Source organism: Sphingopyxis sp. JAI128, assembly GCF_014207235.1.
Classification (GTDB): Bacteria; Pseudomonadota; Alphaproteobacteria; order Sphingomonadales; family Sphingomonadaceae; genus Sphingopyxis.
Window position 1 is genome coordinate 549,866 of record NZ_JACHDA010000001.1, and the last position, 17,292, is coordinate 567,157.

General features: G+C 64.1%; 11 protein-coding genes. 8 read left to right on the top strand and 3 right to left on the bottom strand.

All coding sequences use genetic code 11. The annotated features are described in order from the left end of the window. Positions 1 to 27 precede the first annotated feature (27 nt). The 5 genes from HDC35_RS02655 (at position 28) to HDC35_RS02675 (ending at position 8,784) form a co-directional block, all read left to right on the top strand. On the top strand, positions 28 to 2,094 hold the full coding sequence (locus tag HDC35_RS02655) for a S9 family peptidase (RefSeq protein ID WP_184643364.1): 2,067 nt from the start codon (positions 28 to 30) through the stop codon (positions 2,092 to 2,094). A gap of 148 nt (positions 2,095 to 2,242) precedes the next feature. Continuing rightward, positions 2,243 to 5,056 (top strand): valine--tRNA ligase, encoded by a 2,814-nt coding sequence (locus tag HDC35_RS02660; protein ID WP_184643366.1) that lies wholly within the window; start codon positions 2,243 to 2,245, stop codon positions 5,054 to 5,056. A 101-nt stretch (positions 5,057 to 5,157) separates the two neighbouring features. Then, positions 5,158 to 6,516 carry an MATE family efflux transporter gene (locus HDC35_RS02665; RefSeq protein ID WP_184643970.1) on the top strand — a complete coding sequence of 453 codons (1,359 nt, stop codon included), beginning with the start codon at positions 5,158 to 5,160 and terminating at the stop codon, positions 6,514 to 6,516. A 95-nt stretch (positions 6,517 to 6,611) separates the two neighbouring features. After that, positions 6,612 to 7,784: a sensor histidine kinase gene (locus HDC35_RS02670; protein ID WP_184643368.1), complete on the top strand. Its 1,173-nt coding sequence runs from the start codon at positions 6,612 to 6,614 to the stop codon at positions 7,782 to 7,784. 265 nt (positions 7,785 to 8,049) lie between these two features. Beyond that, the gene (locus HDC35_RS02675; protein WP_184643370.1) at positions 8,050 to 8,784 is read left to right on the top strand and encodes a LytTR family DNA-binding domain-containing protein; all 735 of its coding nucleotides are present in this window, start codon (positions 8,050 to 8,052) and stop codon (positions 8,782 to 8,784) included. 62 nt (positions 8,785 to 8,846) lie between these two features. On the opposite strand, the gene HDC35_RS02680 is transcribed toward HDC35_RS02675, so the two are convergent. After that, the gene (locus tag HDC35_RS02680) at positions 8,847 to 9,194 is read right to left on the bottom strand and encodes a UrcA family protein (RefSeq protein ID WP_184643372.1); all 348 of its coding nucleotides are present in this window, start codon (positions 9,192 to 9,194) and stop codon (positions 8,847 to 8,849) included. 292 nt (positions 9,195 to 9,486) lie between these two features. Between HDC35_RS02680 and HDC35_RS02685 the strand changes: the two genes are divergently transcribed. Then, a complete protein-coding gene (locus tag HDC35_RS02685) occupies positions 9,487 to 9,921 on the top strand; it encodes a hypothetical protein (protein WP_184643374.1) in 435 nt (144 codons plus the stop codon). On the opposite strand, the gene HDC35_RS02690 is transcribed toward HDC35_RS02685, so the two are convergent. Further along, positions 9,918 to 10,331: a hypothetical protein gene (locus HDC35_RS02690; RefSeq protein WP_184643376.1), complete on the bottom strand. Its 414-nt coding sequence runs from the start codon at positions 10,329 to 10,331 to the stop codon at positions 9,918 to 9,920. The two genes, HDC35_RS02685 and HDC35_RS02690, sit on opposite strands and share 4 nt — an antisense overlap. A gap of 132 nt (positions 10,332 to 10,463) precedes the next feature. Here HDC35_RS02690 and HDC35_RS02695 point away from each other — a divergent pair, with 132 nt between their 5' ends. Then, positions 10,464 to 11,999 (top strand): BCCT family transporter, encoded by a 1,536-nt coding sequence (locus HDC35_RS02695; RefSeq protein ID WP_184643378.1) that lies wholly within the window; start codon positions 10,464 to 10,466, stop codon positions 11,997 to 11,999. A gap of 16 nt (positions 12,000 to 12,015) precedes the next feature. Here the strand turns inward: HDC35_RS02695 and HDC35_RS02700 are convergent, their stop codons facing one another. Next, complete coding sequence (locus tag HDC35_RS02700) at positions 12,016 to 14,091, bottom strand: M13 family metallopeptidase (RefSeq protein ID WP_184643380.1); 2,076 nt, start codon at positions 14,089 to 14,091, stop codon at positions 12,016 to 12,018. Positions 14,092 to 14,362: 271 nt separating this feature from the next. Between HDC35_RS02700 and uvrA the strand changes: the two genes are divergently transcribed. Continuing rightward, on the top strand, positions 14,363 to 17,263 hold the full coding sequence (gene uvrA / locus HDC35_RS02705; protein ID WP_184643383.1) for an excinuclease ABC subunit UvrA: 2,901 nt from the start codon (positions 14,363 to 14,365) through the stop codon (positions 17,261 to 17,263). The last annotated feature ends 29 nt before the right edge of the window (positions 17,264 to 17,292 follow it).

The window sequence follows — 17,292 nt, forward strand, 5'->3', positions numbered from 1 at the left end:
GGCGCGCCGCATCGCTAAACCGCTTTCATGCGAAACCATATCCTGTCCAGCGCGATCGCGCTCGCCGCCGCCCTCTCCACCCCCGCCTTCGCCCGGCCGATGACCGAGGTCGACCTTGCAACCTTGAAACGCGTCGCCGCGCCGGCAGCGTCGCCCGACGGGCGCTGGGTCGTCTTCCAGATGACCGAAACCGAAAAGGACACGTACAAGCGCTCGACCGGTCTCTGGCTCGTCGACCGCAACGCAAAGGGCGCGAAACCGGCGCCGATCGCCGACACCGCGGGCAAGAATGAAAGCGCGCCCGCCTTCGACAAGGACGGCTTCCTCTATTTCCTTTCCGACGCATCGGGCAAGGATCAGGTCTGGCGTATCGATCCCAAGGCGGGCGGTGCCGCGACGCAGGTTACCGATACCGCAGCCGATGTCGCGGGCTTCAAGATTTCACCCGACGCGACCAAGTTGCTCGCGTGGGGCGACATTCCGAAAGAGTGCACCGATTTCGGCTGCGACGCGAAAGACAAGGGCGCGCTGACCGGACCCGGCACCGGGCGTCTCTACAAGGACGGCGCAGGCTTCGTCCGCCACTGGGACCATTGGGAAACCCCCGGCACCTACAGCCGCCCCTTCGTCTTCAACCTCGAGGGTGGCAAGGCGACCGCCGCGCGTCCGGCCGACGCGGGGCTGATCGGCGACACCCCCTCCAAACCCTTTGGCGGCGGAGAAGAACTCGCGTGGGGCGCCGACAGCCGCACCGTCTTTTTCACGCTGCGCAAGGCCGACCGGAACGAACCGATGTCGACCAATCTCGATATCTATAGCTGGCTCGTCGACAGCCGGATGATGCCGGTGAACCTGACCGAGAGCAACCAGGCGACCGATACCTTCCCCACCCCCTCACCCGACGGCAAGTGGCTCGCTTATGTCGCGATGGCACGTCCGGGCTACGAGGCCGATCGCCAGGTTCTGATGCTCCGCAATCTCCAAAATGGCGAGACGCGGCGGCTGACCGGCGCGTGGGATCGCTCGGTCGGCTCGATCGCCTGGGCGCCCGACAGCAAATCGCTATACGTCACCGCGCAGGACACGCTCGAACATCCGGTCTTTCGCGTCGAGGCCGCCACGGGCAAGATTGAGCGACTAAAGGCCTCGCCCGAAGCGTTCGAAGGTAATATCGGCGACGTTACTCCGCTCCCCGGCGGCGCCCTGCTTTATTCGCGCAACAGCGCGCTCGTACCGACCGACCTGTTCGTTCGCGATGCCAAGGGCAAGATAGGCCAACTCACCGACGTCAACGCCGCAACTCTCGCCGAATTCGATCCGGTGAAGCTCGAAAAGATCCAGTTCGCCGGGGCGAACGGCGACAAGGTGTGGGGCATGATCCTCAAGCCGGCGAACGGCGCCGCGAAGCTGCCGGTTGCCTTCATCGTCCATGGCGGCCCGCAGGGCAGTTTCGGCAACAGCTGGTCGACGCGCTGGAACCCGCGCCTCTTCGCGCAGCAGGGCTATGGCGTCGTCACCGTCGATTTCCACGGATCGACAGGTTACGGGCAAGCCTTCACCGACAGCATTAACAAGGATTGGGGCGGCAAGCCGCTCGAAGATTTGAAGCTCGGCCTTGCCGCCGCGGGCCGGCAGGATGCACAGCTCGACCTCGGCAACGCCTGTGCGCTCGGCGCATCCTACGGCGGCTATATGATGAACTGGATTGCGGGCCAATGGACCGACGGGTTCAAATGCCTCGTCCAGCACGACGGCGTCTTCGATCTGCGCGCAATGGCGTTCGAGACCGAAGAGCTGTGGTTCGACGAATGGGATCACGGCGGCCCGTGGTGGGAACGCACCGATCCCGAAAAATGGAACCCGGTGAATCATGTCGCCAAATGGAAAACACCGATGCTGGTGATCACCGGCGAAAAGGATTTCCGCATCCCCTACAGTCAGGGTCTCGCCGCCTTCACCGCGCTCCAGCGTCGCGGCATTCCGTCAGAGCTGCTTGTCTTCCCCGACGAGAATCACTGGGTGCTGAAGGGCGCGAACAGCGTCCAATGGCACCAGACGGTGTTCAACTGGCTGGATAGTCATTTGAAGAAGTAGGCCAACCTCTCCCTACATCGTCACCCCGGACTTGATCCGGGGTCCATCTCCGCCACCGCGGAATGGATGCCGGATCAAGTCCGGCATGACGCGATGGGGCCGATCCCCCCTTGCCGCCTTGCGCCCCGGCTGGCAAAGGCGCCCGGCTATGCCGATGGAAAAAACCTTCGATCCCGCCGCTATCGAGGCGAAATGGGCCCATGAATGGGAAAGCCGCGGGCTGTTTCGCCCCGCGCGTCCCGACGCCGAACCGTTCACGATCGTCAATCCGCCGCCGAACGTCACGGGCGCGCTGCACATCGGCCATGCGCTCGACAATACGCTGCAGGACGTGCTCGTCCGCTACGAGCGGCTGCGCGGCAAGGATGCGCTCTGGGTCGTCGGCATGGACCATGCGGGCATCGCGACCCAGATGGTGGTCGAACGCCAGATGGAAGAGCGGCAGGACAAGCGCACCAACTACAGCCGCGAAGATTTCATCGACAAGGTGTGGCAGTGGAAGGCGGAAAGCGGCGGCCAGATCACCGGCCAGCTCCGCCGTCTCGGCTGCTCGATGGACTGGAGCCGCGAGCAGTTCACGATGGACCCGCATTTCACCAAGGCGGTGGTCAAGGTGTTCGTCGACCTTCACAAAAAGGGCCTGATCTACCGCGACAAACGGCTCGTGAACTGGGACCCGAAGCTCAAGACCGCGATTTCGGACCTCGAGGTCGAAACGCACGAGGTCCAGGGCGGCTTCTGGCACTTCAAATATCCGCTCGCCGACGGCGTGAAACTCGACGACGGGCGCGATTATATCGAGGTCGCGACGACGCGCCCCGAAACGATGCTCGCCGACATGGCGGTCGCGGTGCACCCCGACGATCCGCGCTACAAAAGCGTGATCGGCAAGTCCGTCGAGCTGCCGATCACCGGGCGCCGCGTTCGCATCGTCGCGGACGAACATGCCGACCCTGAACTGGGCAGCGGCGCGGTGAAGATCACGCCAGGGCATGATTTCAACGACTTTGAAGTGGGCAAGCGAGCAGGGTTCAAGCCCGGCGAGATGCTCAACATGCTCAACGGCGACGCGAACGTCATCCAGACCGCCGATGGGCTGATTCCCGACGAATATTTCGGCCTCCACCGCTTCAAGCGCGAGGGCAAGGACGGTGCGCGTGAACTGGTCGTGCAGCGGATGAAGGAGCTTGGCTTCCTGATCCCGCACGTCGACAAGGACGGCAACGAACATGACGCCGAGCCGCGCACGATCCAGACGCCGTTCGGCGACCGCGGCGGCGTGGTGATCGAGCCCTGGCTGACCGACCAATGGTATGTCGACGCCGAAACGCTCGCGCAGCCGCCGATGGCGGCGGTCCGCGACGGGCGGATCAACATCGTCCCCAAGACGTGGGAAAAAACCTTCTTCAACTGGATGGAGAATATCCAGCCCTGGTGCGTGTCGCGCCAGCTTTGGTGGGGGCATCGGATTCCGGCGTGGTTCGGGCCGAAAGTCGCTGACGAAAGGATCATCTACGATCTCGACTCAGGGAACGTCGAAATTTTTGTGGCAGACAACGAGTATGAAGCGTCGCTGTTGGCGCAGAAACACTATAGCGAACTCGGCCTGGCTCGGCCGGTTGAGGTGACTGAGCCGGATAAGCTCGCTTCCCTCATTAAAAAGGGGAATGATCCAGACCAAATTTGGATCTACCAAGATTCCGACGTTCTCGACACCTGGTTCTCCTCTGCTCTCTGGCCCTTCGCAACGCTGGGCTGGCCGGAGGACACGGAACTGCTCAAGCGCCACTACCCCAACGACGTCCTCATCTCCGGCTTCGACATCCTGTTCTTCTGGGATGCGCGCATGGCGATGCAGGGAATGGAGTTCATGGGCGATGTCCCGTGGAAGACGCTTTACCTCCACGGCCTAGTCCGCGCGCCCGATGGCGCCAAGATGTCGAAGTCGAAGGGCAATGTCGTCGATCCGCTCGGCCTGATCGACCAATATGGTGCCGACGCGCTGCGTTTCTTCATGGCGGCGATGGAAAGCCAGGGCCGCGACATCAAGATGGATGACGCGCGCCTCGCGGGCTATCGCAATTTCGCGACCAAGCTGTGGAACGCCGCGCGTTTCTGCGAAGCCAATGGCATTGCGGCGTCGACCAGCTTCGAGGCACCCGCCGCGAGCCTGCCGGTCAATCGCTGGATCATCGGCGAAGTCGCCGCGACCGTTGCGGCGATGGAAAACGCCTTCGCCGCCTTTCGCTTCGACGAGGCCGCGAACGCGATCTACAGCTTCGCGTGGGACCGCTTCTGCGACTGGTATCTCGAACTGATCAAGGGCGCGATCGATGACGAGACCAAGGCCGTCGCCGGCTGGGTGCTCGACCAGATCCTCGTCATGCTCCACCCCTTCATGCCCTTCATTACCGAAGAGCTGTGGACGGGGCTCGGCGATCGCGCCGACTATCCGCTGATCACCGCGAAATGGCCTGCTCCGGCTGCCGAAAAGGACGCCGAAGCTAGCGCCGACATCGACTGGCTGATCAAGCTCGTGAGCGAACTGCGCACCGCCAAGGCCGAACTCGGCCTGCCGCCCGGCGCGCGCCTTACCGCGCATTTCCCGGCGTCGCTCAAAGGCCGCACCGACAAACTCGCGGCGCAGCTCGACCGGCTCGCACGGCTCGAAGCGATCAGCTTCGATCCGGCGCCTTCGGGCGCCTCGGCGCAGCTCGTCGTCGAGGGCGAGACGATCACCGTTCCGCTCGAAGGCGTCATCGACATCACTGCGGAACGCGACCGCCTGACCAAAGCGCTCGCCGCCGCGGCAAGGGAACGCGACGGCCTCGCCGGCCGCCTGAACAACCCGTCGTTCGTCGAGCGCGCCAAGCCCGAAGCGGTCGAAAAGGCCCGTGCCGACCATGCCGCCAAGGAAGCCGAGGCCGACCGCCTGACCGCCGCGCTGGCGCGTCTGGGGTGAGCGACGGCGAGAGCCCCGTCACGCCCACGCCGGTCGCGGCGGCCGCCGACCCCGCGGCAAGCCCCGTGCCGCCGCGCCAGACCGCGCGCGGCGGCGGGCGGATGAACCTCACCCAAGGCCCCATCACCAAAACACTGATCCTCTTCGCATTGCCGACGCTCGCGTCGAACATCCTCCAGACGCTCTCGGGATCGGTGAACTCGATCTGGGTCGGGCAATTCCTCGGCGAAGCCGCGCTCGCCGCGACCGCCAATGCCAACATCATCATGTTCCTGATGTTCGGTGCTTTTTTCGGCTTCGGCATGGCGGCGACGGTACTCATCGGCCAAGCGGTCGGTCGTGGGGACATCGATGCGGCGCGGCGCGCAACCGGCGGGGTGATCGGGCTCGCGCTGCTCTTCTCGCTCGTCATCGCATTTGTCGGCTGGTTCGCGTCGGACGCGATCCTGCGGCTGCTCGAAACCCCGCCCGAAGCCTTCGCACTCGCGCATGATTATCTCCGCGTTACCTTCATCGCGATCCCCGCGAGCATGTTGATGGTCACGCTGATGATGGCCTCGCGCGGCGCCGGAGACGCGGTGACGCCGCTGCGTTTCATGATTCTGTCGGTCGGGCTCGACATCATACTCAACCCGGTTCTGATCCTCGGCCTCGGCCCTTTCCCGCGACTCGGCATCACGGGTAGCGCGCTCGCGACCGCGATCGCCGGAACGATCAGCCTCACCGCGATGCTCGGCTGGTTCTATGCAAAAGACCATATGCTGCGCCTGCGGGGACGCGAACTCGGCTATCTGCTGCCCAGCGCCGGGGAACTGCGCTTCATCATCGGACGCGGGCTGCCGATGGGCGCGCAGATGCTCGTCATCTCGGGCGCCGGGCTCGTTATGGTCGGACTGGTCAACCGCGAGGGGCTGGTCACCTCGGCCGCCTATGGAGCGACGCTCCAGCTCTGGAACTATATCCAGATGCCCGCGCTCGCGGTCGGCGCCGCGGTCAGCTCGATGGCGGCGCAGAATATCGGTGCCGGGCGCTGGGATCGCGTCGCGTCGGTGACGAACAGCGGCATCGCGATCAACCTCGCGATGACCGGCGTGCTGATCGTCCTGCTCCTGATCTTCGACCGCGCGGCTCTCGCGCTCTTCCTTGGCAGCGAGAGTCCGGCGATCGACGTCGCGCGCAATATTCAGTTGATCGCCACCTGGACTTTCCTGCCCTTCGGTACGACGATCGTGCTGATCAGTACGCTGCGCGCCAACGGCTCGGTCGTGCCGCCGCTCGTCATCCTGTTCCTTTCGATGTTCCCGATCCGCCTCGGCATCTATTATTTCGGCTATCCGGCGGTCGGCAGCGACATCCTTTGGTGGAGCTTCCCCCTCTCCTCGCTCGCGTCCTTGGCAATGGCCTGGGCCATCTACCGGCGCGGCAACTGGCGCCGGACGCTGCCAGCGCCCGCGCGCTGACCGGCCAGCGACTTTCGACCAAGACGCGCACCCCTTCGACTGGCGGCCCGGTGACCGCTAGCCATGACGCCGGATTTGGCGCTAAAGCAGCGCCAATGAACGGAACGAACCGCAAAGATGCGCTGCGTGACCAGCGTGCGAAAATGCTGGCTGCGGCGCCCGACTGGCGCGCGTCCGACGCGCGGGTCAATCCGCGCGTCGCCATCGGGTCGATCATCGCGATGTGGCTGATCTATTTCCTGATCACCACCGGCCTTGCGATGCTGACCGGCGCCACCGAACAATGGTCCTATGCCGGCCGGCGCGGTATCGTCGTGGTCGCCGGCATCCTGTGCACCTTCGTGCTGTACCAGCTGCTCCAGCGTGCCCAGCCGAAGAGCTTCGGTGCCCGGCTGGCGGCCGCGTTGGGCGCCGCGATCCCGTTGGTCGTCGTCTATGCGACGATCAACCTGCTCGTCTTTTTCTATTGGTTTCCCGGCCCCGACGCGAGCAAGATCGTCGAAGAAGTGCAATCAAAATTTCCGGTCGCGTGGGAAACGGTGCTAATTCTCGACAGTTCGATCCGCTGGTATTTCTTCTTTGCCGTGTGGGCGGCGCTCTATGTTGCCTTCGGCTATGCCAACGAAATGCGCGTGGTCGAACGGCGCGCCAATCATTTCCGGATGGAGGCACAGACGGCGCAGCTCCGCGCCCTCCACTATCAGGTCAATCCGCATTTCCTGTTCAACACGCTCAACTCGCTTTCGACCCTCGTCCTCAAAGGGTCGAAGGCCGAGGCCGAGACGATGATCATGAACCTGTCCTCCTTCCTGCGCTCCAGTCTTGCGATCGATCCCGAACAGCTGGTCAGCCTCGACGAGGAAATCGCGCTCCAGCGCCTCTATCTCGATATCGAGCAGACGCGCTTTCCCGACCGGCTGCAAGTCGAAGTGACGATGCCAGGTGAGCTGAAGAACGCCTGCGTGCCCGTGCTGATCCTGCAACCGATTATCGAAAACGCGATCAAATACGGCGTGTCGCCCAGCAAGGGAAAGATAGCGATCCGTCTCGCAGCCAGCGCCGAGCATGGACTGCTGGTGCTGCGGATCGAAAACGACATCGATCCAAAGGCGCCCGCCCCGGCGTCGGGAACGGGCCTCGGCCTTGGCAATGTCCGCGAACGTCTGCTCACCCGCTACGGTCCCGCGGCGGGCTGCGAATGGGGCAAGTCGGACGACGGCGGCTTTGTCGTCTCGCTCTGGCTGCCGCTGGCAAAGGAAGCTTGCTAGGGTCAGGCCCCACCAATCGCGCGATCGAGGTTTGAAGCGATTTTGTTCAGTGTGAGAAGGCAAGGCGCAGTAATATGTCAATATTTCCAGACTTGCCGACGAGGCACTGGACAAAATCGGTCAATTCCCGAAGGGACGCCGAAATGGCTTCGATCTTGGATTCGTGCGACCTTGCGGGTAGCGATGCTACCCGCTGCATTCGCCCGGACCCAACATCTTCGCCATTCCGACGCCTCGAACGTGCAATTGGTGGGGCCTGACCCGCATGATCCAGACACTTCGCACCCTGATCGTCGATGACGAACCGCTGGCAATCGAGCGGCTCCAGATTCTGACCGGCCAGCAAGAAGGGATTTCGCTCGTCGGTACCGCCAGCGACGGGGCTTCGGCGCTGCGCATGGTCGATGCGCTCGCCCCCGACCTTGTCCTGTGCGACATAGCGATGCCCGATCTCAATGGGCTGGACGTTGCTGCAGCGATCGAATCGCTTGAAAACCCGCCGGCGGTCATCTTCGTCACCGCCTTCGACCGTTATGCCGTCGCCGCGTTCGACGTCGCGGCGGTCGACTATCTGCTCAAACCCGTATCGCCCGAACGGCTCGGCCGCGCTCTTGCGCGCGTGCGCGAATGGCGCGCGGCCGATCGCGGACAAACGAAACAGAAGAGCAAATGGATCGGCGAATTCTGGGTGCAGAATCGCGGCGAGATGCTTCGTATCGACGCCGCGCAGGTCGATCTGATCGAGGCAGAGCGTGACTATATGCGCCTGCACGTCGGCGCGCGCAGCTGGCTGATCCATCAGACGATCAAATCATTGGAAGCGCGGATGAACCCCGACCAGTTCATGCGCATCCACCGGTCGAAAATGGTCCGCCGCGACGGCATCGTCGGCCTCAAACATCATGGCGACGGCGCGTGGAGCGTCGATCTGGGCGAAGGCGGCGTGCATCGCATCGGCCGCACTTATCTGCATGACGTCAAGGCGATCATGCACGAATGAACGGACAAAGGTGGCCATGCCGGGGCATGACCACCTTTGGGAACCGAACAAGGCGCCCGCCGTCAGGGAGCCGAAACGACCAGCGGGCCGCGATCGGCCAAACGGGCGTGACTGCCGTTGAACAGACTCGCAAGCCGCGTGTCGGCTTCGCGGCGGGCCTCGACTTCGCAGCGCCGCGTATCGGCGCGCTCCGCAATCGTTCGGCGGCTGTTCGAACCGCAGACTTGGCGGATCGCCACCTTGACCCGGCCGGTCAGCCGGTCACGGCCGCTCTCGCTGGCCAGGTTCAAATCGCCGTACCGGACGGTCACGCTCTGCTTTTCTTCGCCCGCAGCCGACGCGGCGGCGGGTGCGATGGCACCGATGGCGGCCAGCGGCGCCGCGATCAGAATGATGGAAAATTTCGCCATGGGGGAGTCCTCTCTTGCAAAGGATGCGGGATACCGGACCCATGGACCGGGGAGACCATCGCTCCGATATCCCGCATCGTTGGAATACCCCCTGGACGTCACGGGAATCCAACTTGGATCGATCGGGGCGAACGACCGCTCGATTGAGAGACGAAAGGCGTTGACGTATCGACGAATGGCCGAGCGGCGTTACCGATCTACGCCCTTGCAACTACCGTCCGGCCACGGCCATCATAAAGCCATGGCGAGGCGTAGATATTCCGCGGCGAGTCGCGACAGGAGAGCTGCCAAGTTGATCCGTTGGCCGTTGCTGCTGCTCGCCGGGATTGGCGCAGGGCTGTTGCTGGGCGAGTTTTCCGCCGGGCAACGGACCGTCACCCATTCGGACGGGATCGCTTCTTTTTCGCGCCTCAGCGCCAATCCCGACGCGATGGTGGCGCAAGGCGAGGGCGCGCCGTCGTGCCTCGATTGTCCCGACAGCCATCGCGCCGGCCTGCGTGTGCGTGGCAGCCGCGACGACCGCATGAGCAGCGAATTTCGCGAACTGGGCGCAGTAGAACTCGATCCGCCGGCACCCGCCGATACCGACGACGGCTATCGCTATGGCGGCCGCTTCCCCGATCCCGACCCACCTGCGCGGGAAGAAATGCCGGGCGAACCCTTTTCGACCGGTCCGGACGGCCCGCCATTGGGCGAAATATCGCTCCCGCCGCCAGCAGAATTTTAGCGCGGCGGCGTCGCGGGCTGAGCGCAGCGCGTCGCGTCGCCGGCTTTGCAGGCGGCGACATCGGCCTCCCATTTCAACCGTTCCTCCGCCGACATGGCGGCGACCCGGGCCTTTTCCGCCTCATAGGCTGCGGTTTCGTCGGCAAACACGGCTTGGTCATGCGCGACCTGCTGTTTCGCCGCCGACACTTCCTGTTCATAGGTCGTCGTTTCGGCCTTGGCCTGCGCCGCCTGCGCTGCGTTCAAGCGCGCTGTATTCGCCCGCTCTTCCGCCGTCGTGCCGTCGGGCAGCTTCTTGTCCGCAGGCGCAGCCTCGACGACCGCGGTGTCGGTGGGCTGCTGGAAGGCCGCGGCCTGTCCGTTCGCCAGTAGCGCGCAGGCGGCGATGGCCGCGAATATCGTCCTCGTCATCGAAGTTCTCCGTCAATCAACCATGGTGCCGGTCCAACGCGCCGCCGCATATCCCGTTCCCGACCATGATTTGACCTCGTCCGGGGCAATCGCCATGCTGCACCGCCTTATCCTCTCTTATCGGCCGATCTATTGCCAGCATCCGCTACCCATCCGCTCAATCGCCCGGTCTTTTTCACGCCGCTCGCGGTGCTTCTGGCCGCCGTCCTCCTCAGCCTTTGGCAGGGGAGCGCGTTCGTCGCGGTCGAAACGGCGATCAACGACTGGATCCTGCGCAGCTTTTCGCCGCTCTTCGCCTCGGCGGGGGTCGCTTTCCTCGCGCTGCTCGCGGGCATCGCGCTGTCGCCGCTCGGCGGACGCATCATCGGCGGACCGCAGGCTACTCCGATATTGAGCCGCTGGCGATGGTTCGCGGTTACGCTTTGCACGACGATCGCGACCGGGATCCTGTTCTGGGGCGCCGCCGAACCGCTGTTCCATCTCAACGATCCGCCCGCGATGCTCGGGCTCGAACCGGGCAGCGACGCCGCCGCGACATTCGCCATGTCGACGATGTTCCTGCACTGGACGCTCACGCCTTACGCCATTTACACCGTCGCGGGCCTTGCCTTTGCCCTCGTCTATTATAACCGCCGCGAACCCTTCAGCCTGTCGTCCTTGTTCGTGCCGCTGATCGGCCAGCGCGCGCATGGCCCCGTCGGGACGGGGATCGATATCGTCTGCCTCTACGCGCTCGTCGCGGGCATGGCCGCGTCGCTCGGTGCCGGCGTTCTCGCACTGGCCGGAGGTATCGAGGGGTTGAGCGGTCTCTCCGGCGGCGCACCGTTGCGCTGGGCGATCGCCATCGCGATCGTGGCGACGTTCGTCGTTTCGGCCGCCCTCGGCCTCCGGCGCGGCATCACCCGCCTCTCGCTCCTGAATATCTGGCTGTTCTTTGCCATCCTGCTGTTCGTGCTTGTCGCCAGCCCGGCCACCGGACGCCTCCCGATGCTGGGACTTTCCGGCCTGGGCGATTATGCCGGGACCTTCCTGCCGCGCAGTGTGGGGGCCGACGTCGATCCCGATTGGCACCGGCAATGGACGATCTTCAACTGGGGCAACTGGTTTGCGTGGGCGCCCGTGACCGCATTGTTCCTCGGCCGCCTCGCGGTCGGCTATTCGGTGCGCACCTTCATCCTGTTCAACCTCCTCCTACCAGCCTTGTTTGGCGCAATCTGGATGATCGTTATCGCCGGCACCACGATTGCGCTCGATCAGCAGTCGGGGGGCAGTCTTTATGCCGTCCTCAACAGCGTCGGCCCAGATCCCCTGCTCTACCGGCTATTCAGTCAGCTCGGCGGCGGCAGCCCGGTACTGATGCTGCTCATCGGCGCGATCTTCCTTTCTTATGTTACCGCCGCCGACAGCAATGTCTCGGCGATGAGCGCGCTGTCCACAAATGGCATTTCACCCGAGACGCCCGAAGCGCCGCTCGCGGTCAAGATCATCTGGGGGGTCGTGGTCGGGCTCGTCGCTACCGTACTCGTCGCGGCGTCGGGAATCGACGGGATCCGCATGATGTCGGTACTCGGTGGTTTCCCTGCACTGTTCGTTATCCTCGGCGCCGCCTTGTCGCTGGCGGTGATGGCGGTACGGGGACGGCACGAGGCCGCCCCCGCCCAATCCTGAGAAAGGGGTCTCAGGACTACCAGATTTTCGTGCGCGCTTCGGGCCTCAGATAATATTTCGCGCCTGCTTCGACGCCGAACGCCCTGTACCACGCGTCGACGTTCCGCACAGGTCCGATAATGCGCCAGCGCGCGGGACTGTGCGGATCGCTCGCGACCTGCTGTTTGATCGAATCCTCGCGCGCCTTGTCGCGCCAGGCCTGCGCGAAGGCGAGAAAGAAGCGTTGATCCCCGGTCAGCCCGTCGATCACCGGCGCCTGCTTCCCACCCAGCGAGCGATGGTAGGCGTCGTAGGCGACTTCCAGCCCCGCGAGGTCGGCGATATTCTCACCCATCGTCAGGTCGGGGTTGATGAAGGCGCCCGGGGCGGCTTCATAGGTCGCATATTGCGCCCCGAACGCCTTTGCCTGCGCATCGAACCGGGCGGCATCCTCGGGCGTCCACCAGTCGCGCACCGCGCCTTCGGCATCGATCTTGCGCCCCTGATCGTCGAAGCCATGGGTGATCTCGTGGCCGATGACGGCACCGATCGCGCCATAGTGTACCGCGTCATCGACACCTTCGCTGAAATAGGGCGCCTGAAGGATGCCCGCCGGGAACACGATCTTGTTTTCCAGCCCGCCGTTGTAGGCGTTCACTTCCTGCGGGTTCATCGACCATTTCTTGCGATCGACGGGCTTGTTCAGATCGGACAGCGAATAGGCATATTCGAAGGCTGCGCTGCGCTTCACATTACCGTACAGATCGGCGGGATCGATCTGGAGCCCCGAATAGTCGCGCCATTTGTCGGGATAGCCGACCATGACGTCCATCTTCGAAAGCTTCGCCAGCGCCGCTTCCTTCGTCGCCGGCGCCATCCAGCTGTTGGCGCGAATGCGATCGCCCATCGCCAGCTTCAAATTGGCGACCAGCGTTTCCATCTTGGTCTTCGCGCTCGCCGGGAAATATTGCGTCGAATAGGTTTCGCCGACCAACTCGCCAAGGCTGCCGTCGACAAGTGTGAGCCCGCGTTTCCACCGCGGGCGGAGTTCGCCCACCCCGCTCAGCGCCTTTGTATATTCGAAGCGGCTGTCGACGAAGGCTTTTGACAAATAGGGCGCCGCATTATGGGCGACATGGAATTGCTGCCAAAGCTTGATCGTGTCGAGCGGCGTTTTCGCATAGAGCGCCGCGATGTCGCGGATCGCGGTATTTTCGTTGACGATGATGCGCTTTTGCGGCGCGATTCCCGCGCCGGCGAACCAGGCGCTCCAGTCGAGCCCCGGCGCATAAGCCGCGAGTTCGTCCGACGACATCGGATTGTTGATCTTGCCGATATCGCGGCGGTCGGCGATCGCCCAGCTGACCTTCGCAATCTGGGTCTCGAATGTCATAATCGCATCGGCTGCCTTTTCTGGCGCGGCGTTCCCGATCATCTTCATGGTTCGCGCGATATAGGCGCGATAGGCGTCGCGCTGCGCCTTGAAGCTGTCGTTCAGATAATAGTCGCGTTCGGGCATACCGAGCCCGCCCTGCCCCAGCCAAAGGACGTTGACCGTCGGATCGGCCGTATCGGCATAGGGTCCGCCGCCGACGATCGTCGCCCCGAAGGTCCCCTGCGTTTCGCCCATGAAGCGCGCCATGGCGCTCTTGTCCGCGATCCTCGCGACGGCATCGATATCGGCCATCAGCGGCGTCGCGCCCAAGGCCTCGACCCGCGCCTCGTCCATGAAGCTCTGGTACAGGCCGCCCACCTGGCTCGTCGCCGGGGCGCCCGCCACGAGCGCGCGCAACTGGCGCTGGGTCAGGTTATAGACGTCGTAATCGACCCCCGCCGAGGCCTGATCGGACGGAATTTCGGTGCGCGCGAACCAGCCGCCATTGGCATATTTGTCGAAATCGTCGCCCGGCTTGACCGAGGTATCGCGGGCGCCCAGATCGACGCCCCATTCGCCGAAGGTCAGGGCTTTCAGCGATCCCCCATCCTTGCCGCCCGCGCCTTCCGCTGTCCCCGCAACATAGGCTGCAGGCACATTTTCGCGCGCCAAAGCCGGCGGCGCCATGAACGTCGCGGCGATCGCGAGGCCTGCGGCCCCGCCCAGATATTTCGTCATTCCCCAGTCTCCTGCGGCCCCGGCGGCGTTCCACCGGCGCTGGGGCGATGTCTCCCCTTGTCCGGCTGAAGCGCCGAACGGTCAAGCGACCGGCCCGGCATTGGTCGAAGGCTTTGGGAGGTTGGTGGAAAGGGCGCCGTTGCACCCGCTCCATTCGTTCCTATCTACCGCATGATGCTGGGTCGAAGGCCCCTTGCGCCCCAAGAACAAATCTGGAACATACCTCTCCCATGAGTCTCACCCATATTTCCCATCAGCATGGGTGTTCCCAATGCTGACCCACATTAAAGTTCGCGGCGCGCGCGAACATAATCTCAAGGGCGTCGACGTCGACCTGCCGCGCGACGCGCTGATCGTCATTACCGGGCTGTCGGGCAGCGGCAAATCGTCGCTTGCCTTCGACACCATCTATGCCGAAGGGCAAAGGCGCTACGTCGAGAGCCTGTCGGCCTATGCGCGCCAGTTTCTGGAAATGATGCAGAAGCCCGATGTCGAGCATATCGACGGCCTCTCCCCGGCGATCAGCATCGAGCAGAAGACGACAAGCCGCAACCCGCGCTCGACCGTCGCGACGGTGACGGAGATATACGATTATATGCGCCTGTTGTGGGCGCGCGTCGGCATTCCCTATTCGCCCGCGACGGGGGAGCCGATTTCGGCGCAGACGGTCAGCCAGATGGTCGACCGCGTGATGGAATTGCCCGAGGGCACGCGCGCCTATCTGCTCGCGCCGGTCGTGCGCGGCCGCAAGGGCGAGTATAAGAAGGAACTCGCGCAGTGGCAGAAGGACGGCTTCACGCGCGTCCGCATCGACGGCGAATTTTACGAGATCGGCGAAGCCCCGGCGCTCGACAAGAAATACAAGCATGACATCGAGGTCGTCGTCGACCGCGTCGCCGTGCGCGAAGGCCTGGAGACCCGGCTCGCCGACAGCTTCGAGACCGCGCTGAAACTTGCCGAAGGGCTCGCCTATATCGACCTCGCCGACGGCCCGGTGCCGGGACGCGAGGAGGAGGACACCGGCGGCGCCCAAGAACAGAAAATGAAGGGCGCGGGCATCCCCGCCAACCGCCTTATCTTCTCCGAAAAATTCGCCTGCCCCGTCAGCGGATTCACGATCGCCGAGATCGAACCGCGATTGTTCAGCTTCAACGCGCCGCAGGGCGCATGCCCCGCGTGCGACGGCCTCGGCGAGCGGCAGGAGTTCGACCCCGACCTCGTCGTACCCAACCATGCGCTGTCCCTCAAGAAGGGCGCGATCGTGCCGTGGGCGAAATCGAACCCGCCCTCGCCCTATTATATGCAGGTGCTCGAAAGCCTCGGCAAAGCCTATGGCTTCGACCTGACGACGCCCTGGCAGGACCTGCCCGGCGAGGTCCAATTGATCATCCTCTATGGCAGCGGCGGCAAGCCCGTCGAGCTGACCTTCAAGGACGGCAAGCGCAGCTACACGACGCACAAGGCGTTCGAGGGTGTCATCGGCAACCTCAACCGCCGGATGTTGCAGACCGAGAGCGCGTGGATGCGCGAGGAGCTGGGAAAATACCAGACCGCGCAGCCGTGCGAGACGTGCCACGGCGCGCGGCTGCGCCCCGAACCGCTCGCGGTCAAGATCGCGGGCGAGGATATCAGCATGTCGGCGCAGCGCAGCGTCGCCGATGCCCTCCATTGGTTCAGCACGCTCGACGAGAAGCTGAACGACACGCAGCGGCAGATCGCAAAGGCGATCCTCAAGGAAATCAACGAACGGCTCGGCTTCCTCAACAATGTCGGGCTCGATTACCTCAACCTCAATCGCACCAGCGGCACACTCAGCGGCGGCGAGAGCCAGCGCATCCGTCTCGCGAGCCAGATCGGCAGCGGCCTGTCGGGCGTGCTCTATGTCCTCGACGAACCGAGCATCGGCCTCCACCAGCGCGACAACGACCGGCTGCTCGCGACGCTGAAGCGGCTGCGCGACCTCGGCAACACGGTGATCGTCGTCGAGCATGACGAGGATGCGATCCGCCACGCCGACTATGTCGTCGATATGGGGCCCGGCGCCGGCGTCCATGGCGGCGAGATCGTCGCGCAAGGCACGCTGAAACAGGTGCTCGCGAACAAGGAGAGCCTGACCGCGGCGTACCTCACCGGCGCGAAGAAGATCGAGGTGCCCGCGCACCGCCGCCCCGGCAACGGTTTCGATCTCGTGCTGAAGGGCGCGCGCGCGAACAACCTCAACAATGTCACCGCCAAGATCCCGCTCGGCACCTTCACCTGCGTCACCGGCCTGTCGGGCAGCGGCAAGTCGAGCCTGATCATCGACACGCTCTATGCCAGCGCGGCGCGCGTGCTCAACGGCGCGCGGATGGTCGCGGGGCCGCACGACAGCCTGAAGGGGCTCGAGCATTGCGACAAGGTGATCGACATCGACCAGTCGCCGATCGGCCGCACCCCGCGCAGCAATCCCGCCACTTATACAGGCGCCTTCACGATCATCCGCGACTGGTTCGCCGGGCTGCCCGAAAGCCAGGCGCGCGGGTACAAGCCCGGGCGCTTCAGCTTCAACGTCAAGGGCGGACGGTGCGAGACCTGCACCGGCGACGGGCTGATCAAGATCGAGATGCACTTCCTGCCCGACGTCTATGTGACGTGCGAGACGTGCCACGGAAAACGCTACAACCGCGAAACGCTCGAGGTGAAGTTCAAGGGGATGAGCATCGCCGACGTGCTCGACATGACGGTCGAGGATGCGGCGGAGTTTTTCAAGGCGGTGCCCGCGATCCGCGACAAGATGGCGATGCTCGTCCGCGTGGGCCTTGGCTATATCAAGGTCGGGCAACAGGCGACGACGCTGTCGGGGGGCGAGGCGCAGCGGGTGAAGCTCGCCAAGGAGCTATCGCGGCGCTCGACCGGGCAGACGCTCTATATCCTCGACGAGCCGACGACGGGCCTCCATTTCGAGGATGTGCGAAAATTGCTCGAAGTGCTGCAGGCGCTGGTCGATCAGGGCAATAGCGTGATCGTGATCGAGCATAACCTCGATGTCATCAAGACCGCCGACTATATCCTCGACCTCGGCCCCGAAGGCGGGGTGAAGGGCGGCGAGATCGTCGCCGCGGGGACCCCCGAACAGGTAGTGAAGGAAAAGCGCAGCTTCACCGGGCAATATCTGGCGCCGTTGCTGAAATAAGCCCCTCTCTTCAGGAAAGTGTTGGGGCT

Bases quoted from the DNA above. Each gene is read 5' to 3' on its own strand.
- HDC35_RS02655 (WP_184643364.1), top strand. From the start codon at position 28: ATGCGAAACCATATCCTGTCCAGCGCGATCGCGCTCGCCGCCGCCCTC.
- HDC35_RS02660 (WP_184643366.1), top strand. From the start codon at position 2,243: ATGCCGATGGAAAAAACCTTCGATCCCGCCGCTATCGAGGCGAAATGG.
- HDC35_RS02665 (WP_184643970.1), top strand. From the start codon at position 5,158: ATGAACCTCACCCAAGGCCCCATCACCAAAACACTGATCCTCTTCGCA.
- HDC35_RS02670 (WP_184643368.1), top strand. From the start codon at position 6,612: ATGAACGGAACGAACCGCAAAGATGCGCTGCGTGACCAGCGTGCGAAA.
- HDC35_RS02675 (WP_184643370.1), top strand. From the start codon at position 8,050: ATGATCCAGACACTTCGCACCCTGATCGTCGATGACGAACCGCTGGCA.
- HDC35_RS02680 (WP_184643372.1), bottom strand. From the start codon at position 9,194: ATGGCGAAATTTTCCATCATTCTGATCGCGGCGCCGCTGGCCGCCATC.
- HDC35_RS02690 (WP_184643376.1), bottom strand. From the start codon at position 10,331: ATGACGAGGACGATATTCGCGGCCATCGCCGCCTGCGCGCTACTGGCG.
- HDC35_RS02700 (WP_184643380.1), bottom strand. From the start codon at position 14,091: ATGACGAAATATCTGGGCGGGGCCGCAGGCCTCGCGATCGCCGCGACG.
- uvrA (WP_184643383.1), top strand. From the start codon at position 14,363: ATGCTGACCCACATTAAAGTTCGCGGCGCGCGCGAACATAATCTCAAG.